The following is a 25,227-nucleotide window of genomic DNA, read 5'->3' on the forward strand; positions in this document are numbered from 1 at the left end:
TGGCGGCATGCCAGACTGATTGATCGAGGCTCGCCGTCTGCCATGCCGGCCAGCTCACTTTTTGTTCGGAGTTGTCATGTCGTTGTCCAGCGGGCTGATCGCGGTGGTCGCCCTGGCCTATATGGCCATCATGTTCGCTATCGCCTTCTACGGTGACCGTCGCAGCACCCCGCTGCCACCGCGTCTGCGCGCGTGGGTCTACAGCCTGTCGCTGGCGGTGTACTGCACCAGTTGGACGTTCTTCGGCGCGGTCGGCCAGGCCGCCGAACAACTCTGGGCGTTCCTGCCGATCTACCTCGGGCCGGTGCTGCTGATGATCTTCGCGCCCTGGGTGCTGCAGAAGATGGTGGCGATCAGCAAACAGGAAAACATCACCTCCATCGCCGACTTCATCGCCGCCCGCTACGGCAAATCGCAGGCGCTCGCGGTGGTGGTCGCGCTGATCTGCCTGGTCGGCGTGCTGCCCTATATTGCCCTGCAACTGAAAGGCATCGTCCTCGGCGTCAACCTGCTGATCGGCGCCAACGCCGACGCCACCGGCAGCCGGGTGCAAGACACCGCGCTGGTGGTCTCGCTGGTGCTGGCGCTGTTCTCCATCGTCTTCGGCACCCGCAGTCTCGACGTTACCGAGCACCACCGCGGCATGGTCCTGGCCATCGCCTTCGAAGCCATCGTCAAGCTGCTGGCCTTCCTCGCCGTCGGCGCCTTCGTGGTGTTCAACCTGTATGACGGTTTCGACGACCTGTTCAGCCAGGCCAAGGCCTCACCCGCGCTGGACGCCTACTGGCAAGAGACCATCAACTGGCCGTCGATGGTGGTGCAGACCGGGGTGGCGATGATGGCGATCATCTGCCTGCCCCGGCAGTTCCAGGTCACCGTAGTGGAGAACATCGAGCCGCAGGACATGCGCATGGCCCGCTGGGTGTTTCCGATGTACCTGGTTCTGGCCGCACTGTTCGTGGTGCCGATTGCCCTGGCCGGACAAATGCTGCTGCCGGGCACGGTGATTTCCGACTCCTTCGTCATCAGCCTGCCATTGGCCGAGGCCCATCCGAGCCTGGCCCTGCTGGCGTTTATCGGCGGTGCTTCGGCCGCTACCGGCATGGTCATCGTCGAGGCCGTGGCGCTGTCGACCATGGTGTCCAACGACATGCTGCTGCCCTGGCTGCTGCGCCGCAACAACGCCGAGCGTCCGTTCGAAGCGTTCCGCCACTGGATGCTCACGGTGCGCCGGGTGACCATCGTGGTCATCCTGCTGCTGGCGTATGTCAGCTACCGCTTGCTCGGTTCGACGGCGAGCCTAGCGACCATCGGCCAGATCGCCTTCGCCGCGGTCACCCAACTGACCCCGGCCATGCTCGGCGCGTTGTACTGGAAACAGGCCAACCGCCGCGGCGTATTCGCCGGTCTCGCCACCGGCACCTTCCTCTGGTTCTACACCCTGGTGCTGCCGATCGCCGCCCATAGCCTGGGCTGGTCGCTGGAGCTATTCCCCGGCCTGGCGTGGCTGCACGGCAACCCGCTGGACCTGCCGATCACCCCGCTGACCCAAGGCGTGGTGCTGTCGCTGGCCGGTAACTTCACGGTGTTCGCCTGGGTCTCGGTGCTGTCGCGGACCCGGGTCACCGAGCACTGGCAAGCCGGGCGTTTCATCGGCCAGCAAAGCAGCGCGCGGCCGAGCAACCGCTCGCTGCTGGCGGTGCAGATCGATGACCTGCTGCACCTCGCCGCGCGTTTCGTCGGCGAAGAACGTGCACGGCAGAGCTTCATCCGCTTCGCCTACCGCCAGGGCAAAGGCTTCAACCCCAACCAGAATGCCGACGGCGAGTGGATCGAACACACCGAGCGCCTGCTCGCCGGCGTGCTGGGCACGTCCTCGACCCGCGCAGTGGTCAAGGCGGCCATCGAAGGCCGCGACATGCAGCTCGAAGACGTAGTGCGCATCGCTGACGAAGCCTCGGAAGTGCTGCAGTTCAACCGCGCTCTGCTGCAAGGCGCCATCGAGAACATCAGCCAGGGCATCAGCGTGGTCGACCAGTCGCTGCGCCTGGTGGCGTGGAACCGCCGCTATCTTGAGCTGTTCAACTACCCGGACGGGCTGATCAGCGTTGGCCGGCCGATTGCCGACATCATTCGCTACAACGCCGAACGCGGCCTGTGCGGCCCCGGCGAAGCGCAGGTTCACGTTGCCCGGCGCCTGCACTGGATGCGCCAGGGCCGCGCGCATACCTCCGAGCGGCTGTTCCCCAACGGCCGGGTCATCGAGCTGATCGGCAACCCGATGCCGGGCGGCGGTTTCGTCATGAGTTTCACCGACATCACGCCGTTCCGCGAAGCCGAACAAGCGCTCAAGGACTCCAACGAAAGCCTCGAACAACGGGTCGCCGAGCGCACCCGCGAGCTGTCGCAACTGAACCTGGCGCTGACCGAAGCAAAAAGCCATGCCGAGGCGGCGAACAAGTCCAAGACCCGTTTCCTTGCCGCGGTCAGCCACGACCTGATGCAACCGCTGAACGCCGCGCGGCTGTTCTCGGCGGCGCTGTCGCACCAGGCCGAGGGCCTGTCCGGCGAGGCCCAGCAACTGGTCCAGCACATGGACAGCTCGCTGCGTTCGGCGGAAGAACTGATCAGCGACCTGCTGGATATCTCGCGCCTGGAAAACGGCAAAATCACCCCGGACGCCAAGCCCTTCGCCCTCAGCGAACTGTTCGACACCCTCGGCGCCGAGTTCAAGGTGCTGGCCCGCGAACAGGGCCTGGACTTCCGCCTGCGCGGCAGCCGCCTGCGGGTGAACAGCGACATGAAGCTGCTGCGGCGGATCTTGCAGAATTTCCTCACCAACGCCTTCCGCTACGGCAAGAGCCCGATCCTGCTGGGCGTGCGCCGCCACAAGGACCACCTGTGGCTGGAAGTCTGGGACCGTGGGCCGGGCATTGCCGACGACAAGCTGCAAGTGATCTTCGAAGAATTCAAACGCCTGGACAGCCACCAGACCCGTGCCGAAAAAGGCCTCGGCCTGGGCCTGGCGATCGCCGACGGTCTGTGCAAGGTGCTCGGCCATCCGCTGGAGGTGCAGTCATGGACCGGCAAGGGCAGCGTGTTCCGGGTCAAGGTGCCGCTGGCCAGTGAGCGGGCTATCGAGCCGGTGAAGACGCCGGAACAGGCCGGCCAGCCGCTGGCGGGCCTGCAAGTGCTGTGCGTGGACAACGAAGACAGCATCCTGATCGGCATGAACAGCCTGCTCAGTCGCTGGGGCTGCCAGGTCTCCACCGCGCGCAACCGGGAGGAATGCGCCGCATTGCTGGACAAGGGCCTGCGCCCGCACCTGGCGCTGGTGGACTATCACCTGGACGACGGCGAGGTGGGGACGGAATTGATGGCCTGGCTACGCACCCGCCTCGGCGAGCCGGTGCCGGGCGTGGTGATCAGCGCCGACGGTCACGGCGAGACCGTGGCCAAGGTGCATGCCGCGGGCCTCGACTACCTGAGCAAGCCGGTCAAGCCGGCAGCCTTGCGCGCCCTGCTCAATCGCCATCTGAGCCTGGTGCAGTAAGCAGATCGTTGGCCGGGTTGTCGCCGGCCTGCATGGCTCGCTCCAGCAGATCGGTCGGCAGGCTCTTGCTGGCCCGGGCGCCGAGCAGCTTGAGCTGCTCGCTGCGGCTGATCAGGTTGCCGCGCCCCTCGCAGAGCTTGTTGCGCGCCGCCGCGTAGGCCTTGTCGACCTGTTGCAGGCGACTGCCGAGTTCGTCCAGGTCCTGAATGAACAGCACGAACTTGTCATACAGCCAGCCGGCGCGCTCGGCGATTTCCTTGGCGTTCTGGCTCTGCCGCTCCTGTTTCCACAGGCTGTCGATAACCCGCAAAGTGGCCAGCAGCGTGGTCGGGCTGACGACCACGATCTGCCGGTCGAAGGCTTCCTGAAACAGCGTCGGCTCGGCCTGCAACGCCGCCGAAAATGCCGCTTCGATCGGCACGAACAGCAGAACGAAATCCAGGCTGCGCAAACCTTCAAGGCGGCTGTAGTCCTTGCTGGACAAGCCTTTGATGTGGCTGCGCAACGAGTGCACGTGCTGCTTCAATGCGGCTTGGGCGACATCGTCTTCGGTGGCGGCGACGAACTGCTGATAGGCGGTCAGGCTGACCTTGGAGTCCACTACGACCTGCTTGTCGTCCGGCAGGAAAATCAGCACGTCCGGCTGGAAACGCTCGCCATCGGCGCTTTTCAGGCTGACCTGGGTCTGGTACTCGCGGCCCTTCTCCAGGCCGGCATGTTCCAGCACCCGCTCCAGAATCAGTTCGCCCCAGTTGCCTTGGGTTTTCTGCCCCTTGAGGGCCTGGGTCAGGTTGGTTGCCTCGTCGCTCAGGCGCAGGTTGAGTTGTTGCAGCCGCTCCAGCTCCTTGCCCAGCGAGAAACGCTCGCGCGCTTCCTGCTGGTAGCTTTCTTCCACCCGTTTTTCGAAGGCCTGGATGCGCTCCTTGAGCGGATCGAGCAACTGCCCGAGGTGCTGCTGGCTGGTCTGGGCGAAACGCTGTTCGCGCTCGTCGAAGATGCGCGTGGCCATTTCCGCGAACTGCGCACGCAATTCATCCCGCGAGCCTTGCAGGTCATTCAGGCGTTGCTGGTGGCTGTCCTGCTGCTCGCGCAGCTCGGCGTCAAGGGCGGCGCAGCGGGCATCGAGGTGGCGCAGCTCGGCTTCGCGGGCGCTGCGTTCAAGGTTCCAGGCGTGGGCGGCATCACGCGCGTTATCGCGGTCGATCTGCAGCAGGTCCAGTTCGCGGGCCTGGGCGGCGAGATTGGCCTGTTTGACCGCGTTGGCCTGGCTGAGGTCGCTGATCTCGTCACGGCTGGCGTCCAATTGCGCCTGCAGGCCTTCCTGAACCAGAAGCGCGCTGTTCAGGCGCTCCTCGTGAAGGATCGCCAGGGCCTGGCGCTCCGCCTGCTGGCGTTGCCAACGCAACAGCAGCAGGCCCGACGGCACCAGGGCCAGCACCACACCCAGCATCACACTGGCCAGATCGATTGCAGCCATCGACAACATGCTCACCCCCGGAAAAAAGTCCCGCAGAGCTTAACAGCACCCGAGCGCGGTGCAGCACTCAGCCGCGCGGCAGTTGCCCCAGCAGGCGGCTGGCTTCTGCCGAGCCCTTGGCCGCGGCCTGCTCAAGCCAGTGGCGGGCCTGTTCCGGCTCGTTGACTTCGGGCTGGCTGCAGAGCCGGCCGTACTCCAATTGCGCCCGCCGGTCACCGGCCCTGGCCGCCTGGCGCAGCAGCTCATGACCGATACGCCGGTCGCGGGCATTGCCGCAATCGCGGCAGAGCATCTGGCCCAAACGGCTCTGCGCCACCACCACGCCTTCGCGGGCCGGCTGCTTGAGCAGGCGACCGGCAAAATGCTTGACCTGGGGTTTGTCACCCAGCCGCGGGCTGTCCAGCAGCCACAGGGCAACCTTCAGCGAGAAACGCCGAGGCTCGGGAACGGACGATGACGAAGGATTGGCGTCTGAGGATTTACCGCGAAACTTCATAAAAACAGGCAAGGCATTTCTTGGGGCGCGCACTCTACCCGATTTTTCCGACGATCGCCCGGCTCATTTCTGAAGTTTTTTTCGATTCCGCTGAAGTTTTTTCTTGACCTTTCTTAGGTGATTTTTTAGCCAGTACTACGCCCAAGGAAAATTGTCTGACAGCTTCCGACAAGCTAGCACGCCCGTCCTAGAGCAACCGCTCGGGACAATCCACAGAAGCTGTGGATAACTCGGTGGACAACCGCCCCTGACACCCCGCAAACCCCGGTGGAATGGGGCTCCCAGTCAAACTGTCGATTTTTTCACCAGCTCAAAAAAGTGTTTTTTTTCATTGACTTGTCCGTTCGAGCAAGTCAATGGCAGGCGTATCTCAGGCTGTTACAGCGTTGTGACACAGGTCGCTCCAAGTGTGTACAAGCGCCCCAAAGCGAGGCGGCTCACTGCACCATCACAGCGATTCGCGTCAAGAAGCGGGGCTTCACAGCGACCAGCAAAGTGGACATAATGCTCGGCTCGCCGGACGAAAGATAAAAAAGCTTGCCAATCCCAGGCGAGCCCGATACTCTTGCCGCCGTTAGTACCAAGCTGAAACTCATTCTGGCAAAAGCGGTCCTTGCAGCATCGCCCACTCTTCAGGGCCATCCTGCTGAAACAGGACCCGCCACTCGAAAGCTCCCCAGGCAAATCCATACCCGCCCTGCCGAGCCAAAAAGCAGATTGAACAGGATCCTCACCCAGAGGCGCAGAACCCTGCCCTGGTGTGTTGCCCGTCTTCTGAAGTACCTACCAGTCAGCCCAGGCGCCACTTTTTATTGCGCTCATCACTGGCTGCCCTGTTCCAGTCAGGTTCTCCGCATCGCCTCATTAAAGGCCAGCGTTACTGGAACGTTTGAAATATATACGGCTCAAACTTGCCGTATCTCATGCAGGAACTTCCAATAATGATGAATCAAAACACCCGTACTCAGGCTGCCATTCGCACCCTATCCCAGGCTTTTGCGCCACTGAACTGCATCATTCTCGCCTCGCGCAAGAACAGCTTCAGCTTCACCCTGGTCGACGAAAACGGTATCGCTCAACACAGCGAGCGCCTGTACCCCGACCAATACACCGGTGCCGAACCGCTGCAAGCGGTCATCGACCGGACCCGTCAGGCGCTCGTCGCCTGATGGACACACGCCCAAGCCCCTCATTCGAGGGGCTTTTGCTATCCGCATAGCCGTTCCGGCACCCTCAAAACACCCCTGTTTTTTAAGTACCTAACGGCATATGACCTATAACGAAAAGCCGGAAATGATTTAAAAACAGCCCTTTACAGCGCAAATATGACACTACACTTCAACTCAAGCGGCCCTGTCCGCTTCCGGCGGGCCTGACCCCCGACCACCTGCTGCCAAGCACCAGCGTCCCGCCGGCCACTTTCGAGTTCGAGGGCATTATGGGTATCGCCGCGAGCGAGTTGAGCCAATACGTGATTCGTCCGACCTTGATCTACCTGGACCGTCACTGCCCCAGCGCCGAAGCCTTGCTACTGGGCGTAGCGGCCAGCCAGTCAGCCCTCGGCGCCGCCCTCCACGATCGTCGCGGCCATGGCCTCTACCGCATCGCCGAACTGCGTCACCAATCCATCTGGGATCACTTTCTCGCCCGCGATCCGGAACTGGCCAGCCTCGTGCGTGGTCTGGCTAGTCAACATGCCTTTCTCAATGGCCCGCACCTGGAACTGACAGTCAACCTCCGTTACGCGACTGCCATTGCCTGGATGCTGATCGAAGAACAGGCGCCTCGATTACCCGATGCCGATGACCTGCTCGGCATGGCGAAAATATGGCGCCAGATCTTTCAGCCACAGGGCCGGCTGCGCGACTTCACCCGGGCCTGGCAGGCGTGCATCACGCCATTGGAACGTCAGGCATGTTAGGAAAATAACGACATCAGCAAACGGAAAGAATTGCCAACTATGGTCGGATTGTCCTACAAAACCGCTCTATCTCCGGCGATACAGCCTATAGCGCATGTAGGAAAATGTTGGTAATTTGCGCCCCGGTGATCCCCTGGAGTTTCTAATAATGAAAAAAGTCACACTCATCAAAACCACCCTCAGTCTTGCCGTTGCCCTGGCCTCTTCCAACCTGTTCGCCAGCGGTTTCGCGCTCAACGAACAAAGCATCAGCGGCATGGGCACCGGTTTCGCGGGCCGTTCTTCTTCTGCCGACGACGCCAGCACCGTGTTTGGCAACCCTGCCGGCATGTCGCGCCTGAAACGTGAACAAGTCACCGTTGGCGGCGCCGCCGTCATTGCCAAGACAGATATCAAGCACGCAAGCGGCACCTTCGGCGGCAGCAATGACGGCGACATGGTTCCCGTGGTTGGCGTCCCGATGGGCTACTACGTCAAGCCGATCGACGACCACTGGAGCTTCGGCTTCGGTATGTACGTACCGTTCGGTCTGCTGACCGACTATGAAAACGGCTTTGACGGCCGTTACTACGGGAGCAAGTCCGAAGTACAAGTCGTCACCCTGCAGCCAACCATCAGCTACGCCTTCAACGACAAGGTCTCGATCGGTTTCGGCCCGACCATCAACCGTATCGAAGGCGCCCTGGAATCCGCCGCGCTGAACCGCGTATCGCTAGGCCGCAACGACGGCAAGGTGAAGATTTCCGGTGACGACACCGCTATCGGCTACAACATCGGCATCCTGGTGCAGGCCACCGACAGCACCCGCGTCGGCCTGACCTACCACTCGATGGTCGACTACAAGCTCGAAGGCGACACCAAGATCCAGGGTTCCGGCTTTGGCCCGCTGAGCGGCTCCAAGTACGACGCCTCGCTGAAGATCAAGACCCCTGAGTCGGTGGACTTCTCGGTTACCCACGAGCTGGACGACCAGTGGACGATCTACGCGGGCAGCACCTGGACCCGCTGGAGCCGCCTGGAAGCCATCACCGTCAACAACGAAGGCGTGCCGGCGGCCCTGGCGCCAACCCTCGGCCAGATCAGCGAAGAGCAGAACTGGCATGACACCTGGGCACACGCCATCGGTGCTTCCTACAAGCTGAACAAGGAATGGGTACTGCGCACCGGCTTCACCGTCGACCAGTCGCCGACCAACAACGTCAACCGCTCGCCGCGCATTCCGACTGGCGATCGCAAGATCTTCAGCCTCGGCGCCGGCTGGAGCCCGAATGACGACATGACCATCGACGTCGCCTACTCCTACCTGTGGGAAGAAGACGCGAAGATCAACCAGACCACGTCGCCGACCGACCCTGCGCACTTCAAGGGTTCGTACCGCGCCACCTACGAAAACAGTGCACACGGCGTGGGCGCGTCCCTGACCTACCGCTTCTGATTTCGCTTCTGGCTGTATGAAGAAACCGCCCTCGTGGCGGTTTTTTCATGGGTGCGATTTGACCTTCCACTCGTCGCCCAGATTCGCCTGAAGAAACGCCTGGAACGCGCGCACTTTCGGCGTCATCGCCAAACGGTCGGTGACGCACAGGTAGATGTCCATCGGCTCGGTCTGGGCGTAGGCCTGCTCACCCCCCTTGTCCTCGAATAACCGCACCAGCTCCCCGCGCTCGATATAAGGCCGGGCGACGAACTCGGCGAGCCGGGTCACGCCGCCGTCGCGGGCAGCCATCTGGGCCAGGACGTCGATATCGTCGCTGATCAGCACATCGCCGAACTCGGCATCGAAGCGCAAACCATCGCGCACGAAGCCCCAGCGCAGGAAGCGCCCATCCACCGGGTAGCGGAACACCAGGCAACGGCGCTGCTTCAGCTCTTCCGGACTTTGCGGCCAGCCCTCGCGCGCCAGGTAGCCAGGGGATGCGCAACAGACAAACGGCACTTGGGCGACGTGTCGCGCCAGCAGGCCATCTTCAAGCTGCGGGGTGATGCGGATACTCACGTCCACACCCTGGCGGGCATGGTCGACTTTGTTGTCACTCGTAAGCAATTCAATCGAAAGGCGTGGATACAGCGCGCTGAACTCAGGAATCAACCGCCCCAGCACGTGACGACCGAACGCCGACGAAGTGGAAATGCACAGGCGGCCTTGAGGCTCGCTATCCACGGTGGTCACGGCTTGTTGTGCTTCTTCGAGGTCGCGTTCGATATGCCGGACTTTCTCGTAATAGAGCGTACCGCTCGCAGTCAGCACCATGCTGCGAGTGGTGCGGGCCAGCAGGCGGACCTGCAGGTGCGCTTCGAGACGGGCGATATTCTGGCTGACCGCGGCCGCACTCAAGCCGAGACTGCGGGCGCCGCCAGCGATGCTGCCGGCCTCGACCACCTTGATGAAGCTCTTGATCAGGCCCAGCAGGTTCACGGGCAATCTCCGGTATTCGTAAGCTTCCCTTTATAAAGACCTAAGACCTGCCCGTCTACTTGCGCCGCGAATGCCTTGTTAACCTGCGCCCACTCAACTGAATCCTTCGAGGAGCATTCATGAATTCATCCGCCGTCACCCGTCGCCCGAAGCTCGGCGTTCGCGCCACCCCGTACGTCTTCGCGTTCTATATGTCGTCCATCATGGCCATGCTGATGTGCTTCGTGATCACCGCCGCCAACAGCGGTGTCAACGAGCATTACCTGGGCAATGTGCTGCGGGCCTATCAACTGGCCATGCCGGTCGCGTTCGTCTGCGTGCTGGTGGTTCGGCCGATCGTGATCAAGCTGGTGTCGTGGACCGTCCACCCGCCGAAATGATCTCGCGCCGCATCAGGGCCGGGAGGCGATGGCTTTTTCGATGGCCGCCTTGAACTCCGGATCATCCGGCTTGGTCAGACTGGAGAAATTGGCCACCACCTTGCCCTGGCGGTCGACCACATATTTGTAGAAATTCCACTTCGGCGCGCTGCTCTGCTGCGCCAGCTCGCGAAACAGCGGCGTGGCATCGGCGCCGCGCACCCGCTGCGGCTCGGTCATGGTGAAGGTCACGCCGTAGTTGGCGTAGCAGACCTTGGCGGTCTTCTCGCTGTCGGCGTCTTCCTGCTTGAAGTCATTGGACGGCACGCCGAGCATTTCCAGCCCCTGCCCGTGGTACTCCTTGTAGACCGCTTCGAGCCCTTCGAACTGCGGGGCGAAACCGCAATAGCTGGCGGTGTTGACCACCACCAGCGGCTTGCCGGCGAACTGCTCGCACAGATCGATCCGCTCTTTGGCGCGCAGTTTCTGCAGATCGCCCTGGAGCAAGGCCGGGCAGCCATCGGCCAGGGCGAAACCACTGAAGCCGAGCAGGAGTGAGGCAATCAACAGGCGGCGTACGTGCATGAAGGTTCTCCTTTTGGGGTGCGAACCTTCAGCCTACGCCTAACAGACGCCCATGCCCAATTGCATCAGGGCGAGCCCGCCTTTTTGCCAGCCCCACCAGGCCAACGCCAGCAACAGGGTTGCCAGCGACAGCCCGACCAACCACAGACCGTAACGACTCACGCCGCCCCCGCCGTGGCTTGCAGACGCGCCACGGGACGCTCGCGCACCGGCCAGTTCAACGCCGCCGCCAGCAAGCTGAGGACGATGGAAATCTGCCAGACCAGGTCGTAGTTACCGGTCTGGTCGTAGACCACCCCGCCCAGCCAGCCACCCAGGAAAGCGCCCAATTGATGGAAGAGGAAGACGATACCGCCGAGCATCGACAGGTTGCGCACGCCGAACAGGGTCGCCACGGTGCCGTTGGTCAGCGGCACGGTGGACAGCCACAGCAGGCCCATGGCGATACCGAACAGGTAGGCGCTGAACGTGGTGATCGGCGCCCAGAGGAACAGCACGATGACCACGCTGCGCAGCAGGTACAGCCCAGCCAGCAGACGCGGCTTGGACATCCGTCCGCCGAGCCAGCCGGCGGTGTAGGTGCCGACGATATTGAACAAGCCGACCAGCGCCAGCACCGTGGTCCCGGTGGTCGCCGGCAGGTGCTGATCCACCAGGTAGGCCGGCAGGTGCACACCGATGAACACCACCTGGAAGCCACAGACGAAGAAGCCCAGCGCCAACAGCCAGAAACCCGTGTGCGAACAGGCTTCGCGCAGGGCCTCGCCGAGGGTCTGTTCATGACCCTGGGCCGGCAACGGACGATCCTTGAGCATGCTCACCAGCGGCACGATGAACGCCACCATCAGGCCCAGCGCCAGCAACGCCAGCGACCAGCCCAACCAGTTGATCAAACCGAGGGTGCCAGGAAGCATGGCGAACTGGCCGAACGAGCCGGCAGCGCTGGCGATACCCATGGCCATGCTGCGTTTTTCCGGTGGGACGGCGCGACCAACCACACCGAGGATCACCGAGAACGAGGTGCCGGACAGGCCGATACCGATCAGCAAGCCGGCACTGAGGGAAAGCGTGACAGGCGAGTCCGACATGCCCATCAGCACCAGGCCACAGGCGTAGAGGATGCCGCCGATGACCACCACTTTCGCCGCGCCCAACCGATCGGCCAAAGCTCCGGCGAAAGGCTGGGCCAGACCCCAGACCAGGTTCTGCAAGGCGATGGCAAAGGCGAAGACGCCGCGGCCCCAGCCGAATTCGGCACTCATCGGCGCCAGGAACAGGCCGAAGCCGTGTCGCACGCCCAGCGACAACGCCAGGATCAGCGCCGCGCCCAGCAACAGCCAGCCACTGGTTCGCCATACGGATGTCATTGTTCTTCTCTCCTGTGCCGGAAATTATTTGCGGGTATATACCCGCTTAAGGTCGTTAAAACTCAGGCCAACTGTTTTAGCAAGCGGACCAGCTCATCGCGCTGCGTTTCACCCAGGGTGTCCACCAGCCGTTCCTGCGCCTGCTCCCAGGCGGGTTCGGCGGCCTGCAAGCGGGCCTTACCCTGTTCGGTGAGCAACACCAGGCGATTGCGCAAGTCATCGCCCTCGGTCATGGCCACCAAACCGTCAGCCTGCAACACCTTGAGGTTGCGGCCCAGGGTGCTGCGGTCCAGGCCCATGGCGTCGGCCAAGGACGAAATACTGGGCTTGTCGAGGCGTTGCAGGTGCCGCAGCAGGGAAAACTGGGCGACATTGATGCCGAAGCCTTCGAGGGCCTCGTCGTAATGCCGGCTCACCCCTCGGGCAGCGCGACGCAGATGAGTGCAGATGCAGATACCGGTCAACATGAAAGCGTGTATATACCCGCACCTCGACAAACGCAACAAAACATTTCAGCCGAGCCCCAGGGCAAGACTCAACAAAACCACCGTTTCCAGCAGCTCCAGCAAGGCGCCAGCGGTATCGCCGGTGGTGCCGCCCAGTCGTCGCATCATCGAGCGACGCAAGGCGAAAAAGGCCAGCCCCGCCGCCAGCAATGCCACTGCCGCCGCCCCGCCGCCCATGAGCAGACAACCCGCGCCACTCAGCAACAACATCCAGGTCGCGCCACGACGCGGCAGGTGTTCGGCCAACGCCTGGCCGAGCCCGCCGGGCCGCACATACGGCGTATGGAGAAACAGCGCCAGCATCGCCGCCCGCCCTGTCACCGGCGCGAGCAACAGCAGTGCGCCCTGCCCCGCCTCAATCAGGGCCAGCAACGCGCAGAACTTGAGCAGCAGCACCAACACCAGCGTGACCACCGCAATCGGCCCGCTACGCGGGTCCTTCATGATGGTCAGCGTGCGCTCGCGATCGCCGAAACCACCCAGCCAGGCATCGGCGCTATCGGCCAGCCCGTCCAGGTGCAGGCCACCGCTCAAGGCGACCCAGGCGCTCAATAGCAGCGCCGCATGCAACAGCGCCGGGCTCCCGGCCAACACGGTGTTCAAGCCCCAGAGCAGCACACCGAACAACAGCCCCACCAACGGATAGAAGAGCAGCGACCGCCCGTTCTGCTGGGGCGATGGCATGTCCGGCAAGGTCACCGGCAGGCTGCTGAGGAACTGCAAGGCGATCCAGAATGGCAACATCAGCAGATCTCCCGCAACCGGCCACCCGCCTCGACATCCAGCCGATGCAGCGCACCATGGCCGACCTGCACCTGCAACAACTGCTCACGGGGCAACCCACGGGCGCGCGCCAGCAACAGGCGCATGACTCCGCCATGCGTCACCAGCAACACCCGCTGACCGGCATAAGCCAATTGCAACCGCTCCAACGCGGCCAGCACCCGCGCGGAGAACGCCGCCACCGGCTCGCCCCCCGGCGGCGTGAAACCATAGGGATCAGCCCAGAATTCGCCCAGCGCCTGTTCGTGGTCCTGCATCAGGTCGAGGGCGCTACGTCCTTCCCAATCACCGAAATGCAGCTCCTGAAGCCCCGGATCCAGCGCCAGCGGCAGGTCCAGACGCTCCGCCAGCACCTCGGCAAACCGCGCGCAGCGCTGCAACGGCGAACTCACCAGTTGATCCCAAGGCCCGGCCTCGGACACCGCAGCGTGCATCTGCGCCCAACCCTGCTCAGTCAAGGCGTCATCAAGGCTGCCGCGAAAGCCGCCGCCCAGTTCGGTTTCACCGTGCCGCAGCAGGTCGAGGATCATGCCGGACGGTCCGCCACCGCGGCTTCGGCGAATGTCGCCATCTGCCCGTGCAGGTCGCAGGCCAGGCGCAGCAGCGGCACCGCCAGCGCCGCGCCACTGCCCTCGCCCAGGCGCAGGCCCAGTTCCAGCAGCGGCTCGCCGTCCAGTTCCGCCAGCACCCGGCGATGACCCGGCTCGGCGCCGCGATGACCGAAGAACAGCCATTCACGGCAAGACGGATTGATCCGTACCGCCACCAGCGCCGCCACGGTGCAGATAAACCCGTCCACCAGCACCGCCACGCCTTCCTGAGCGCAGGCCAGATAAGCGCCGACCAGCGCCGCGATTTCCAGGCCGCCGACATGGAACAGCGCCTGCAACGGATCGCCATTGACCTCGGCATGACGCTTCAGCGCCGCCTCGATCACTGCCGCCTTGTGCCGCACACCCGCCGCGTCCAGGCCGGTGCCCGGCCCGCTCAGTTCGGTCGCCGGGCAACCGAGCAAGGCGCAAGCCAGGGCGCTGGCGGCGGTGGTGTTGCCGATGCCCATTTCTCCACCGATAAACAGCCGCGCACCCGCCTCGACCGCACGCAACGCGCTGTCGCGACCCGCCTGCAATGCTTGTTGGCCCTGCTCAGCGGTCATCGCCGGTTCGCGGGCGAAATTGGCGGTGCCGGGGGCGATGCGCAGATGGCGCACGCCAGGCAGATCCAGCGCCAGGTTCACCGTGCCGAGATCGACCACCTCCAGCCGCGCGTCCAGTTGCCGGGCAAGCACGCTGATGGCCGCGCCGCCGCTGACGAAATTCAGCAGCATCTGCCCGGTGACTTCTTGCGGATAAGCGGAAATGCCTTCGGCAACCACACCGTGGTCACCCGCGAAAATGCTGATCCAGACCTGCTCCAGCGCCGGCTTCAGCCGCCCCTGCAGCGCGGCCAGGGTTACTGCCACCTGCTCCAGCCGGCCGAGGGAGCCGGCCGGTTTGGTCAGTTGTTGCTGACGCGCCAGCGCGGCATCGCGCACCGATTCGTCGGCGGCGCGACAAGGGTTCAGCCACCAGGTTTGACTCATGATTCGGCTCCTTTGAGGAAAAGCGGCAGGCCCGCGACAGTCAGCACCACGCGCTGGCAACGTTCGGCGATGGCTTGATGCAACCAGCCGGCTTCATCGACGTAACGCCGGGTCAGTTCGCCCATGGGCACCACGCCAAGGCCGGTTTCATTGCTGACCAGGATAATCTCGCCCGGCAGCGTCGGCAGGCAGGCCAGCAGCGCGTCGCGCTCGGCGGCCAGGCGCTGCGGGTCTTCGAGCATCAGCAAGTTGGTCAGCCACAGGGTCAGGCAGTCCACCAGCAGGCAACGGTCGCTGGCGGCTTCGGCCTGGAGGACCCTGGCCAGGGCCACGGGTTCTTCGATCAGGGCCCATTCGGCGGGGCGGCGCTCGCGGTGCAGTTGCACCCGGGCGTTCATTTCACCGTCGAGCGGTTCGCTGGTGGCGATGTAGGTCACCGCCAGGCCGCTGGCCGCGGCACGCTGTTCGGCCAGGCGGCTCTTGCCCGAGCGGGCGCCACCGAGAATCAGGTTGAGCATGTCAGTCGAGCCCACAGAGTTGACGGAGCCGGGCGCAATCCAGGTGGGCATCCACCAAGTCGGCCAGGCGTTCGATATCGCGTTCGCGCAGGGCGTGATAGTCGACCCGCTGGACCTCGCTCAGCCCGGCCCAGCGCAGCAACGCGGCGCAAGAGTCCGGCGCTTCGAACAGGCCGTGCAGGTAAGTGGCGAGGATCTGCCCGTCGGCGCTGATGGCACCGTCGCGACGGCCATCGGCCAGGTTCACCGCCGGGCGGTCCAGGGCCGCGCCGCGGGTCACGCCGGCATGAATCTCGTAACCGCTGATCGCCGCCTGCTCCAACTCAAGGACGCCGCTGACATTGCGCAGTTGCTTGTGGGTTTCCAGCACCGTGGCGTAGTCCAGCAGGCCCAGGCCCGGACTGCTGCCAGCGGCGCCTTCAAGGCCCAGCGGGTCATGCACGTCGCGGCCAAGCATCTGCAGGCCGCCGCAAATTCCCAAGACCTTGCCGCCATAGCGCAGGTGCCGGGCGATGGCCGGCTCCCAGCCGCGCTCGCGAAGCTGCGCGAGGTCGCCGCGCACGCTCTTGGAGCCGGGCAGGATGATCAGGTCGGCGGGCGGAATCGGCTGGCCGGGGCCGATGAATTGCAGGTCCACCTGCGGGTGCAGGCGCAGCGGGTCGAAATCGGTGTGGTTACTGATGCGCGGCAGCACCGGCACGATCACTTTGAGCACCTGCGCGGCTTTTTCGCCCTGGCGTCGGTCGAGGCCGTCCTCGGCTTCCAGGTGCAGGTCGGTGACGTAGGGCAGCACGCCGAGCACCGGTTTGCCGGTGCGCGCCTCCAGCCAGTCCAGGCCCGGCTGCAACAGCGCGATGTCGCCACGAAAACGGTTGATGACGAAACCCTTGACCCGCGCCTGCTCGCTCGGCGAGAGCAACTCCAGCGTGCCGACCAGATGGGCGAAGACGCCGCCGCGGTTGATATCGGCGATCAGGATCACCGGGCAGTCCACCGCCTCGGCGAAGCCCATGTTGGCGATATCACCCGCGCGCAGGTTGATCTCGGCCGGCGAGCCGGCGCCTTCCACCATGACCACCGGCCAACCGGCGCTGAGCCGCTGATGCGAGGCCAGCACCGCCTGCATGGCGATGGCCTTGTAGTCGTGATAGGCCACCGCGTTCATGCTGGTGACCGCGCGGCCATGGATGATGACCTGCGCGCCCGTGTCGCTGTTGGGCTTGAGCAGCACCGGGTTCATGTCGGTGTGCGGTTCCAGGCCCGCGGCCTGGGCCTGGACTGCCTGGGCGCGACCGATCTCGCCGCCGTCGGCGGTCACCGCACTGTTCAGCGCCATGTTCTGCGGCTTGAACGGCACCACGCCGACGCCCTGGCGTTTCAGCCAGCGACACAGCGCGGTCACCAGCGTGCTCTTGCCGGCATCGGAGGTAGTGCCCTGCACCATCAGGGTGGTCATGGCGTTTCCTTGCGGTAGTCGTCGAGCGCCAGGGCCAGCCGCTGCCAGTCGGCATCCTCGGCGGGCAGGCCGAAGCGCAGGCTCGGGGGATGATCGAACAGGCGCAGGAGAATGCCGCGCCGGGCCATGAAGTCGTGAATGGCAGCGGCCTGGTCGTGGCGCAGGTACTGGAACAGGTCGCAGCCGCCGGCGGGCTTGAGCCCGGCGCTTTCCAGCAGCGCGGCGAGACGGGCGCTGGCGGCGGCGCAGCGTTCGGTCTGCTGGCGCTGGCTGGCCAGATCAGTGAAACAGGCCTGGGCCAGCGCCCGGGTCGGGCCGCTGACAGACCACGGCCCCAGCTCTTCGGCCAGCGCCCGCAGCAGCAACGGTTCGGCCAGCACACAGCCGAGGCGCACCCCGGCCAGGCCGAAGAACTTGCCGAACGAACGCAGGACAATCAGCCCCTCGCGCTCGCTGTACGCGGCGATGCTCTGCGCCGGCGTGTTGTCCATGAAGGCTTCGTCCACCAGCAGCCAGCCGCCGTGACGCGACAGGCGCTGATGCCACTCGAGCAAGGTGTCCGCCGGCAGCAGGCGGCCCGTGGGATTGTTGGGGTTGACCACCACCAGCACGTCGAGGTGGTCGAGTTGCCCGGCGAGCTGTTCCTCGCTCAGTTCCAGCACGTGATGGCCAGCGCGGCGCCAGCCTTCGGCATGCTCGGCATAGCACGGCGAGAGCACCCCGACGGTGCCGCGCGGACGCAAGCGCGGCAGCGCCTGGATCGCCGCCTGCGAGCCGGCCACCGGCAGCAGGTGCGAAACGCCGTAATACTCGGCCGCAGCCTGCTCCAGGCCATCATCGGTTTCAGGCAGTCGCGCCCAGGCCCGCAGCGGAATTTCGGGAATCGGAAAAGACCAGGGCGCGATGCCGCTGGACAGGTCCAGCCAGTCCTCGCGGGCGATGCCGTAGTGCGCGATCGCCCGCAGCAGGCGGCCACCGTGTTCAAGCATAGAATTCGGCTCCCAGGCACAGCAGCAACAACCACAACCACACGCCCTGGCACACCAGCCGCCAGCCGCGCTCGATGGATCCGGCGTCGGCCGCCGGGCCTTCGCCCAGGCGGGCGCGCTCGTGCAGTTCACCGTGATAGACCGCCGGCCCACCCAGCTCGACGCCAAGGGCTCCCGCCCCCGCCGCCATCACCGGGCCAGCGTTGGGGCTGTCCCAGCGCGGCGCCTGCTGGCGCCAGCACTTGAGCGCCAGGCGGGTCTTGCCCAGCAGCGCGTAGGTCAGCGCCACCAACCGCGCCGGCAGGTAATTGAGCACGTCGTCGATACGCGCCGCGGCCCAGCCGAAGCGCTCGAAGCGTTCGTTGCGGTAACCCCACATGGCATCCAGCGTGTTGCTCAGCCGATAGAGCACCACCCCGGGCGCACCCGCGACGACGAACCAGAACAGCGCGGCGAACACCGCGTCGCTGCCGTTCTCCAGCACCGATTCGGTGGCGGCGCGGGCCACGGCGGTGTCGTCCAGCTCGGAAGTCTGCCGGCTGACCAGATACCCCACACGCTGACGCGCTTCGTCCAGGTCGCCAGCGCGCAGGGCATCGGCCACCGGTTGCACATGCTCGCCGAGACTGCGCAGGCCGAGGGCGCAATACAGCGCGAGGATTTCCACCAGCCAGCCGATATACGGCAGCCAGGACAAGGCGGTGGCCAGCAGCGTCAACGGCACCACCGCGAGAACCCAGGCCGTGACACCATGGCTGCGCCAGCCGCGCCCGCCCGCGTTGAAACGCTGCTCCAGGCGCCCGGCCATGTTTCCGAACGCCACCAGCGGATGCCAGCGCCGCGGTTCGCCCAGCAGCGCATCCAGCGCCACCCCGGCCACGGTCAGCAAGGCCACACTCATTCGGTTTCTCCCCAGTGGTTTTCAAACAGCATGTCCGCCAGCGGTCGCGGCGTGGTCCAGCCTTCCAGCGCCAGCATCGGCGCCGGATAAAATTCGTGCACCGGACCCAGGCAGAGAATCGCCAGCGGCTTGGCGCCCACCGGCATGCCCAGCAGATCGGCCAGTGCCTGCGGATCGAACAGCGACACCCAGCCCATCCCCAGGCCTTCGGCGCGGGCCGCCAGCCACAGGTTCTGAATGGCGCACGACAGCGAGGCGAGGTCCATTTCCGGCAAGGTGCGACGGCCGAAGATATGCACCTCGCGCTTGTCCATCAGCGCGGCGACCAGCACTTCGGCGCAGTCGTTGATGCCTTCGACCTTGAGTTTCATGAACTCATCGGAGCGCTGCCCCAGCGCTTCGGCGGTGCGTATCCGCTCGTCCTCCACCAGCGACTGAATGCGCTGGCGCAGGTCGCGGCGGGTGATGCGGATAAACCGCCAGGGCTGCATCAGGCCGACGCTGGGCGCCTGGTGCGCCGCCTCCAGCAAACGGACGAGCAACTCGGGCGCGACCTCGCCGCCGCTGAAATGACGCATGTCGCGGCGCTCGCCAATGGCGCGGTAGATCGCCGCGCGCTCGGCCTCACTGTAGGCGTGTTCGCTCATGGTGCCAGCAGCGCCGCCGTCGCATCAGGGTTGGACGGGAAGTAGAAATGCACGTACGACGCGGTCAACCGGCCAAGGCGGTACACCGCTTCGGCGCCGCGCCCGCCGTTGGGGCTCTGGCCGCGAGCGATGGGTTCCAGTGCGGTGCTGGTCAGGGAATGGTGGTAGGTGTGCCCGCGCAGGGTGCCTTCCGGCAGCTCCACCGCTTGCAGGGCCAGCGCGGCCAGACGCTTTTGCATCACCGCTTCACCGGACAGCAACCCGGCCAGTTCGGCACGCTCGCCCGCGACATCAGTCAGCGCATCGAGCAGATAAAGCATGCCGCCGCACTCGGCCAGCAACGGCTTGCCCGCCTGATGGTGGGCGCGGATGGCCGCCAGCATCGGTGCGTTCGCGGCGAGGGTGTGGTGGTGCAGTTCCGGGTAGCCGCCGGGCAGGTACAGGCTGTCGGCCGGCGGGATTTCGCGGTCGTGGACCGGCGAGAAGAAACTCAGCTCAGCGCCCATCGCCCGCAGCAGTTCGAGGTTGGCGCCGTAGGTGAAGGCGAACGCTTCGTCGCGGGCCACGGCAATGCGCACGCCCTCAAGACGCCGCTCGATGCTGCGCGGCGCCGGCCCGCTGAACGCCACCGGCGGCGGCAAGGCCGACTGGCAACTGTCGCCCAGCGCCTTGGCGGCGGCATCGAGGCGCAGGTCGAGGTCGGTCAGCTCGCTGGCCTGGACCAGCCCGAGGTGGCGACTCGGCAGTTCGATCCCGGTCTCCCGCGACAGCCCGCCATACCAGCGCAACCCTTCGGTGAGGCTGCCTTCCAGCAGTTGCGCGTGGCGCAGCGAGCCGACCCGGTTGGCCAGCACCCCGGCGAACGGCAGGTCCGGCTGGTAACGAGCCAGGCCGAGGGCCAGGGCGCCGAAGGTCTGGGCCATGGCCGTGCCGTCGATCACCGCCAGCACCGGCACGCCAAAATGCCGCGCCAGGTCGGCGCTGGACGGCGTGCCGTCGAACAGCCCCATGACGCCTTCAATCAGGATCAGGTCGGCCTCGGCCGCCGCTTCCCAGAGCAGGCGCCGGCTTTCCTCGGCGCCGACCATCCACAGGTCGAGCTGGTACACCGGCGCGCCGCTGGCGCGTTCGAGAATCATCGGGTCGAGGAAATCCGGGCCGCACTTGAACACCCGGACCTTGCGCCCCTGGTTGCGGTGCAGACGGGCCAAGGCCGCGGTCACGGTGGTCTTGCCCTGGCCGGAAGCCGGCGCGGCGATCAGTACCGCCGGGCAATGCCGGGTGTCGCTCATAGTTCGACGCCCTTCTGGGCACGGATGCCGGCCTGGAAAGCGTGTTTGATCATGCCCATCTCGGTGACGGTGTCGGCCAGCTCGATCATCTCGTCCTTGGCCCCGCGGCCGGTCACGATCACGTGCTGCATCGGCGGGCGGGCCTGCAAGTCGGACAGCACCTGTTCGAGGTCGAGGTAGCCGTGCTTGAGGGCGATGTTCAGCTCATCGAGCACCACGAAGCCGATGCTCGGGTCCTGCAGCAGTTGCCGGGACACCGCCCAGGCCGCTTCGGCGGCGGCGATGTCGCGCTGGCGGTCCTGGGTTTCCCAGGTGAAGCCCTCGCCCATGACGTGGTAGCGCACCTGTTCGGGGAAGCGGCGGAAAAACAGCTCTTCGCCGGTGGCGTTACGGCCCTTGATGAACTGCACCACGCCGCACTGCATGCCGTGGCCGAGGGCCCGGGCGAGCATGCCGAAGGCCGAGCTGCTTTTGCCCTTGCCATTGCCGCTGAGTACCAGCAACAGGCCACATTCATTTGGGGAGTTGGCGATGCGCTCGTCGATCACCGCCTTTTTGCGCAGCATGCGCGCCAGGTGGCGTTCGTCACGTTCGGTGGATTCGGTCATCGGGATCTCCGCGGGCCACTGTCGGCGCGGCTTGTCCGCTGGCGCGACAAGGCTGGGGGCATCGACAGATGAAGGGGGTAGTGGCACACGGAACGCGCAGGAGCCGGGCGACGAGGCCCGGAAAACCGCGCATCACCCTCCGTGATGCCGTTGACTGTTTGCAGGCCGGTCTCCGGGCTCATGAGCGGATCTGCAGATCCTGGCCGGGCGCCTTCCCGGGTGACGACACCCAGTGGCCATGCGCAGCCTTGACTCATTTACCGTTGCGGGGGCAGCGCCGGAATCGCACGTCTGGCGTGCTCACCGGCTTCCCTGTTTCACCCTGTCGGCCGGCGGGCCACAGAGCACCTGAAACAAGCCGCAAAGGTTAGAGGGTTGGACCCGGAGCGTCAATGAAAGGCGCCCGTTACGAGGCGACCGATGGCGTTTCTGTCGTCTTGTGCAACACTCAGTCGAGTGATATCAAAGTGCCACGGTTTTCCGCTGTACTCGTACAACAATTACGAAAGGAGAGCAGCATGCAAGGCCTGATCATCAACAATCCTCGCCTGGAATTCCTGCGCCCGGCGCTGGAGCGTTGGGGCGAATGCATCGAACGCTTCAACCAGACCCTCGGCGACAACGAAGGGCCTTATTGGCAAGGCCTCCAGGGCAACCTCGGGATACTCTCGGCGGCCATCTGGCAAGCCGAGCTGGTCACCCTTCAGGATTTCCAGAGCAAGAAGCAACGCGACGAGGGCGAGCGGGATGCTCGCTGCGCCTTGCTGATCGCCAGCCGCGAAGAGTCGGCGTACCTGCATGCCGGCCAGCGCTGGCCGAAGGTCGGCCGGCTGGACCTGAGCGCGGCCTTGCAGGACGTCGGCGCCAGCGCGCGCGCGATCGCTTACCCGAGCCAATTGAAGATCGCCGCGCTGTTCGCCAGCCCGTGCAAGCTCGGCCAGCATGTCAGCCCCGAGGAACTGCAGGACCTGGTGGACGACCTGCAAAAGCACAACGCCTGCGCCATTGCCTGGTGTTTCCCGTATGGCTATCGAAAATTGCATGACGAGTTTGGACAGTACTATCCGGGCGTGGCCTTGTTGCTGAAGCAGGCCTGAGGATTGTCGGGGCCGCCCGCGGCCCCGACAATTGAACCTCCTTTCTCCGATCCACCTCTGACTCCTTATAAGCACCCGTTCCCCAAGGAGTCGCACATGTCTTCACTACGCATTGCAGTTCTACTGGCGATCACTACCGGCCTGACCGCCTGCGGTGACACCGCCCGGCTCCAGGTCACCGACGGCAGCGGCCCGGCGCCGCAACTGCCGGAACCGAACAAGACCCTGATCCCCACCGTGAACATCGCCCCCGCGGTCGGCTGGCCGAAAGGCGCCAAGCCCGCCGCGGCGCCCGGCACCCAGGTGGCGGCCTTCGCCAGCGGCCTGGACCATCCGCGCTGGCTGTACGTGCTGCCCAACGGCGACGTGCTGGTGGCGGAAACCAACGCGCCGCCGAAACCCGAAGACGGCAAGGGCATCAAGGGCTGGGTGATGAACAAGGTCATGGCCCGCGCTGGCGCCGCCGTACCCAGCGCCAACCGCATCAGCCTGCTGCGCGATACCGACGGCGATGGCGTCGCGGAAACCCGCACGGTCTTTCTGATGAACCTCAACTCCCCGTTCGGCATGACCTTGGTGGGCAACGATCTCTACGTGGCCGACACTGATCGCCTGCTGCGCTTCAAGTACGAGGCCGGCGCCACGGTGATCAACACGCCCGGCGAAGTCGTCGCCGAACTGCCCGGCGGCCCGCTGAACCACCACTGGACCAAGAACGTGATTGCCAGCCGCGACGGCAAGAAGCTCTATGTCACCGTCGGCTCCAACAGCAACGTCGCCGAAAACGGCCTGGACAAGGAAGAAGGCCGCGCGGCGATCTGGGAAATCGACCCGGCCACCGGCAACCACCGAATCTTCGCCTCGGGCCTGCGCAACCCCAATGGCCTGGCTTGGGAACCGCACAGCGGGCAACTGTGGACGGCGGTGAACGAGCGTGACGAAATCGGCAGCGATCTGGTGCCGGACTACATCACCTCGGTGCGTGACGGCGGTTTCTATGGCTGGCCTTTCAGCTATTACGGCCAGCATGTGGATGTGCGCGTGCAGCCGCAGGACCCGAGCCTGGTGGCCAAGGCCATCGCCCCGGACTACGCGGTCGGCCCACACACCGCGTCTCTGGGCCTGACCTTCGCCGAACCCGGCGTCCTGCCGCCGCCGTTCGACCAGGGCGCGTTCATCGGCCAGCACGGCTCCTGGAACCGCAAGCCGCACAGCGGCTACAAAGTGGTGTTCGTGCCGTTCAGTACTGCGGGCAAACCAGCGGGCAAACCGATCGACCTGCTCACCGGCTTCCTTAATGATGACGGCAAGGCCATGGGCCGGCCAGTGGGCGTGATCAACGACCAGCGTGGCGGGCTGCTGGTGGCCGATGACGTGGGCAATGTGATCTGGCGGGTCAGCAAGGCGCCTTGAGAACGTTCAGCGCTTGCGACACAGCGTCAGGCCGTCACCCAGCGGCAGCAGCGACAAATCCACCCGCACATCGTCACGCAGCGCCAGGTTCAAGGCCTGGATGGCGCGGGTGTCGTCGCTGTCCGGCTGCGCCTGCAACACCCGGCCGCTCCACAAGGTGTTGTCGAACAGCACGACGCCACCCTGGCGCAGCAGCCGCAGGGCCTCTTCGAGGTAGCGTGGGTAATTGGCCTTGTCGGCATCGATGAAGATCAGGTCGAACGCGCCGTCCGCCAGTGTCACCAAGGTGTCCAGCGCCGGGCCAGGACGCAGCTCGATGCGGCTGTCCACCCCCGCCTCTCGCCAGTAGCGGCGGGCAATGTCGTGGTAGTCGCCCGGAAGGTCGCAGCACAGCAGTTCACCGTCCGCCGGCAAGGCGTCGGCCATGCACAGCGCGCTGTAGCCGGTGAAGGTGCCCACCTCGATCAATCGGCGCGCACCGCTCAAGCGCACCAGCAGCGCCAGCAACTGACCCTGCTCGGGGGCCACCTGCCAATTGGCATTCGGTCGCGCGGCGGTTTCAGCGCGCAAACGCTCCAGCAACGGCGTCTCGCGCAAGGAGACGCGCCGCAGGTAATCGTAGAGAGCATCGTCGAGGTAAAGCGTCTGACCGGTCATCGCTTACCTCGGCGTAATCAGGGGTTGTGCGCCAGATGGTTGCCTTGCAGCACGCGCTTGGCGTTGAGGTAGGACTTTTGCCAGTAGTTGTTCGACAGGTAGTCGAGCCGTACCGTCCCGCCCGTGGACGGCGCATGGACGAAGCGCCCCTCGCCGACATAGATGCCCGCATGGTTGACCTGGCTGCCACCGTTGGTGGCGAAGAACACCAGGTCACCGGACTGCAAGGCGTCGCGGGACACGTTCGGGGCGCCCATGACGATCATCTCGCGGGTCGAGCGCGGCAAGGCGATGCCAGCGGCGTCACGGTAGACGTAGCCAATCAGGCCGCTGCAATCGAAACCGGCATCCGGCGTGTTGCCACCCCAGCGATAGGGCGTGCCCACCAGGCCAAGCGCGCGAAACAGCACGTCTTCGGCGACGGGAGAGAAATACACCTGAGGAGAAGTGAACGCCGGCTGGACCACCTGGGGCGGGGTCGGGGCGTGGCTGGAGCAGGCACCGATCAGTGCCGCCAGGGACAATACCGCTAAGCGCGCCATTATCGACATCGTCAGAACATCCTGTCTGAAGCTGCCCGGCTGGATGCCGGCAAAGTGGTGAG

Annotated in this window: 26 protein-coding genes and 1 riboswitch; of the genes, 7 read left to right on the plus strand and 19 right to left on the minus strand. The window is 65.0% G+C overall.

Annotation, left to right across the window (positions count from 1 at the left end):
• Positions 1-76: 76 nt before the first annotated feature.
• Positions 77-3,553, plus strand: a complete 3,477-nt coding sequence (locus NTD82_RS17280; RefSeq protein WP_175652431.1) for a hybrid sensor histidine kinase/response regulator — start codon at positions 77-79, stop codon at positions 3,551-3,553.
• Here the strand turns inward: NTD82_RS17280 and rmuC are convergent.
• Together rmuC and NTD82_RS17290 are read right to left on the minus strand one after the other, a co-directional pair.
• Entirely contained in the window at positions 3,525-5,039 is a 1,515-nt protein-coding gene (rmuC, locus tag NTD82_RS17285; protein ID WP_262129571.1) for a DNA recombination protein RmuC, read from the minus strand. The genes NTD82_RS17280 and rmuC overlap by 29 nt on opposite strands.
• A gap of 58 nt (positions 5,040-5,097) precedes the next feature.
• Entirely contained in the window at positions 5,098-5,526 is a 429-nt protein-coding gene (locus NTD82_RS17290; RefSeq protein ID WP_262129592.1) for a tetratricopeptide repeat protein, read from the minus strand.
• Positions 5,527-6,470: 944 nt separating this feature from the next.
• Here NTD82_RS17290 and NTD82_RS17295 point away from each other — a divergent pair.
• The 3 genes from NTD82_RS17295 (at position 6,471) to NTD82_RS17305 (ending at position 8,882) form a co-directional block, all read left to right on the plus strand.
• Positions 6,471-6,695: a hypothetical protein gene (locus NTD82_RS17295; protein WP_095155718.1), complete on the plus strand. Its 225-nt coding sequence runs from the start codon at positions 6,471-6,473 to the stop codon at positions 6,693-6,695.
• Positions 6,696-6,964: 269 nt separating this feature from the next.
• Positions 6,965-7,447, plus strand: coding sequence for a hypothetical protein (locus tag NTD82_RS17300; RefSeq protein WP_095155429.1), 483 nt, complete (start codon positions 6,965-6,967; stop codon positions 7,445-7,447).
• Positions 7,448-7,595: 148 nt separating this feature from the next.
• On the plus strand, positions 7,596-8,882 hold the full coding sequence (locus NTD82_RS17305; protein ID WP_262129572.1) for an OmpP1/FadL family transporter: 1,287 nt from the start codon (positions 7,596-7,598) through the stop codon (positions 8,880-8,882).
• A gap of 45 nt (positions 8,883-8,927) precedes the next feature.
• Here NTD82_RS17305 and NTD82_RS17310 read toward each other — a convergent pair whose 3' ends face one another.
• Positions 8,928-9,863: a LysR family transcriptional regulator gene (locus NTD82_RS17310; RefSeq protein WP_095155427.1), complete on the minus strand. Its 936-nt coding sequence runs from the start codon at positions 9,861-9,863 to the stop codon at positions 8,928-8,930.
• Between the two features lie 119 nt (positions 9,864-9,982).
• On the opposite strand from NTD82_RS17310, the gene NTD82_RS17315 reads away from it, so the two are divergent.
• On the plus strand, positions 9,983-10,243 hold the full coding sequence (locus NTD82_RS17315; protein WP_095155426.1) for a DUF2798 domain-containing protein: 261 nt from the start codon (positions 9,983-9,985) through the stop codon (positions 10,241-10,243).
• A gap of 12 nt (positions 10,244-10,255) precedes the next feature.
• Here the strand turns inward: NTD82_RS17315 and NTD82_RS17320 are convergent, their stop codons facing one another.
• The 14 genes from NTD82_RS17320 to cobO form a co-directional block, all read right to left on the minus strand.
• Positions 10,256-10,807, minus strand: a complete 552-nt coding sequence (locus NTD82_RS17320; protein ID WP_262129573.1) for a glutathione peroxidase — start codon at positions 10,805-10,807, stop codon at positions 10,256-10,258.
• A gap of 39 nt (positions 10,808-10,846) precedes the next feature.
• The gene (locus NTD82_RS17325) at positions 10,847-10,969 is read right to left on the minus strand and encodes a hypothetical protein (RefSeq protein WP_262129574.1); all 123 of its coding nucleotides are present in this window, start codon (positions 10,967-10,969) and stop codon (positions 10,847-10,849) included.
• Entirely contained in the window at positions 10,966-12,174 is a 1,209-nt protein-coding gene (locus tag NTD82_RS17330) for an MFS transporter (protein WP_262129575.1), read from the minus strand. The genes NTD82_RS17325 and NTD82_RS17330 overlap by 4 nt, the downstream gene beginning before the upstream one ends.
• Positions 12,175-12,236: 62 nt before the next feature.
• A complete protein-coding gene (locus NTD82_RS17335) occupies positions 12,237-12,641 on the minus strand; it encodes a MarR family winged helix-turn-helix transcriptional regulator (RefSeq protein ID WP_095155423.1) in 405 nt (134 codons plus the stop codon).
• A 45-nt stretch (positions 12,642-12,686) separates the two neighbouring features.
• Positions 12,687-13,424 (minus strand): adenosylcobinamide-GDP ribazoletransferase, encoded by a 738-nt coding sequence (locus NTD82_RS17340; protein ID WP_262129576.1) that lies wholly within the window; start codon positions 13,422-13,424, stop codon positions 12,687-12,689.
• A complete protein-coding gene (cobC, locus tag NTD82_RS17345) occupies positions 13,424-13,993 on the minus strand; it encodes an alpha-ribazole phosphatase (protein ID WP_262129577.1) in 570 nt (189 codons plus the stop codon). The genes NTD82_RS17340 and cobC overlap by 1 nt, the downstream gene beginning before the upstream one ends.
• The gene (gene cobT, locus NTD82_RS17350) at positions 13,990-15,045 is read right to left on the minus strand and encodes a nicotinate-nucleotide--dimethylbenzimidazole phosphoribosyltransferase (protein ID WP_262129578.1); all 1,056 of its coding nucleotides are present in this window, start codon (positions 15,043-15,045) and stop codon (positions 13,990-13,992) included. The genes cobC and cobT overlap by 4 nt, the downstream gene beginning before the upstream one ends.
• Positions 15,042-15,563, minus strand: a complete 522-nt coding sequence (gene cobU, locus NTD82_RS17355) for a bifunctional adenosylcobinamide kinase/adenosylcobinamide-phosphate guanylyltransferase (protein WP_095155419.1) — start codon at positions 15,561-15,563, stop codon at positions 15,042-15,044. Before cobU ends, cobT begins: the two co-directional genes overlap by 4 nt.
• A 1-nt stretch (position 15,564) precedes the next feature.
• On the minus strand, positions 15,565-17,019 hold the full coding sequence (locus tag NTD82_RS17360) for a cobyric acid synthase (protein ID WP_262129579.1): 1,455 nt from the start codon (positions 17,017-17,019) through the stop codon (positions 15,565-15,567).
• The gene (cobD, locus tag NTD82_RS17365) at positions 17,016-18,008 is read right to left on the minus strand and encodes a threonine-phosphate decarboxylase CobD (RefSeq protein WP_262129580.1); all 993 of its coding nucleotides are present in this window, start codon (positions 18,006-18,008) and stop codon (positions 17,016-17,018) included. The genes NTD82_RS17360 and cobD overlap by 4 nt, the downstream gene beginning before the upstream one ends.
• Entirely contained in the window at positions 18,001-18,909 is a 909-nt protein-coding gene (gene cbiB / locus NTD82_RS17370; protein WP_262129581.1) for an adenosylcobinamide-phosphate synthase CbiB, read from the minus strand. The genes cobD and cbiB overlap by 8 nt, the downstream gene beginning before the upstream one ends.
• Positions 18,906-19,556 carry a 5,6-dimethylbenzimidazole synthase gene (bluB, locus tag NTD82_RS17375; protein WP_262129582.1) on the minus strand — a complete coding sequence of 217 codons (651 nt, stop codon included), beginning with the start codon at positions 19,554-19,556 and terminating at the stop codon, positions 18,906-18,908. The genes cbiB and bluB overlap by 4 nt, the downstream gene beginning before the upstream one ends.
• Positions 19,553-20,848, minus strand: coding sequence for a cobyrinate a,c-diamide synthase (locus NTD82_RS17380; protein ID WP_262129583.1), 1,296 nt, complete (start codon positions 20,846-20,848; stop codon positions 19,553-19,555). Before NTD82_RS17380 ends, bluB begins: the two co-directional genes overlap by 4 nt.
• A complete protein-coding gene (gene cobO, locus NTD82_RS17385) occupies positions 20,845-21,456 on the minus strand; it encodes a cob(I)yrinic acid a,c-diamide adenosyltransferase (protein WP_095155413.1) in 612 nt (203 codons plus the stop codon). The genes NTD82_RS17380 and cobO overlap by 4 nt, the downstream gene beginning before the upstream one ends.
• A 145-nt stretch (positions 21,457-21,601) precedes the next feature.
• Positions 21,602-21,823, minus strand: a riboswitch (cobalamin riboswitch).
• A 151-nt stretch (positions 21,824-21,974) separates the two neighbouring features.
• Between cobO and NTD82_RS17390 the strand changes: the two genes are divergently transcribed.
• On the plus strand, positions 21,975-22,553 hold the full coding sequence (locus NTD82_RS17390) for a hypothetical protein (protein ID WP_262129584.1): 579 nt from the start codon (positions 21,975-21,977) through the stop codon (positions 22,551-22,553).
• A gap of 96 nt (positions 22,554-22,649) precedes the next feature.
• Entirely contained in the window at positions 22,650-23,966 is a 1,317-nt protein-coding gene (locus tag NTD82_RS17395) for a PQQ-dependent sugar dehydrogenase (RefSeq protein ID WP_262129585.1), read from the plus strand.
• Between the two features lie 6 nt (positions 23,967-23,972).
• On the opposite strand, the gene NTD82_RS17400 is transcribed toward NTD82_RS17395, so the two are convergent.
• Positions 23,973-24,623, minus strand: coding sequence for an O-methyltransferase (locus tag NTD82_RS17400; protein ID WP_262129586.1), 651 nt, complete (start codon positions 24,621-24,623; stop codon positions 23,973-23,975).
• Positions 24,624-24,640: 17 nt separating this feature from the next.
• Complete coding sequence (locus NTD82_RS17405; RefSeq protein ID WP_262129587.1) at positions 24,641-25,174, minus strand: C40 family peptidase; 534 nt, start codon at positions 25,172-25,174, stop codon at positions 24,641-24,643.
• Positions 25,175-25,227 lie beyond the last annotated feature (53 nt).

Source organism: Pseudomonas sp. 5P_5.1_Bac1 (assembly GCF_025466015.1).
Classification (GTDB): Bacteria; Pseudomonadota; Gammaproteobacteria; order Pseudomonadales; family Pseudomonadaceae; genus Aquipseudomonas.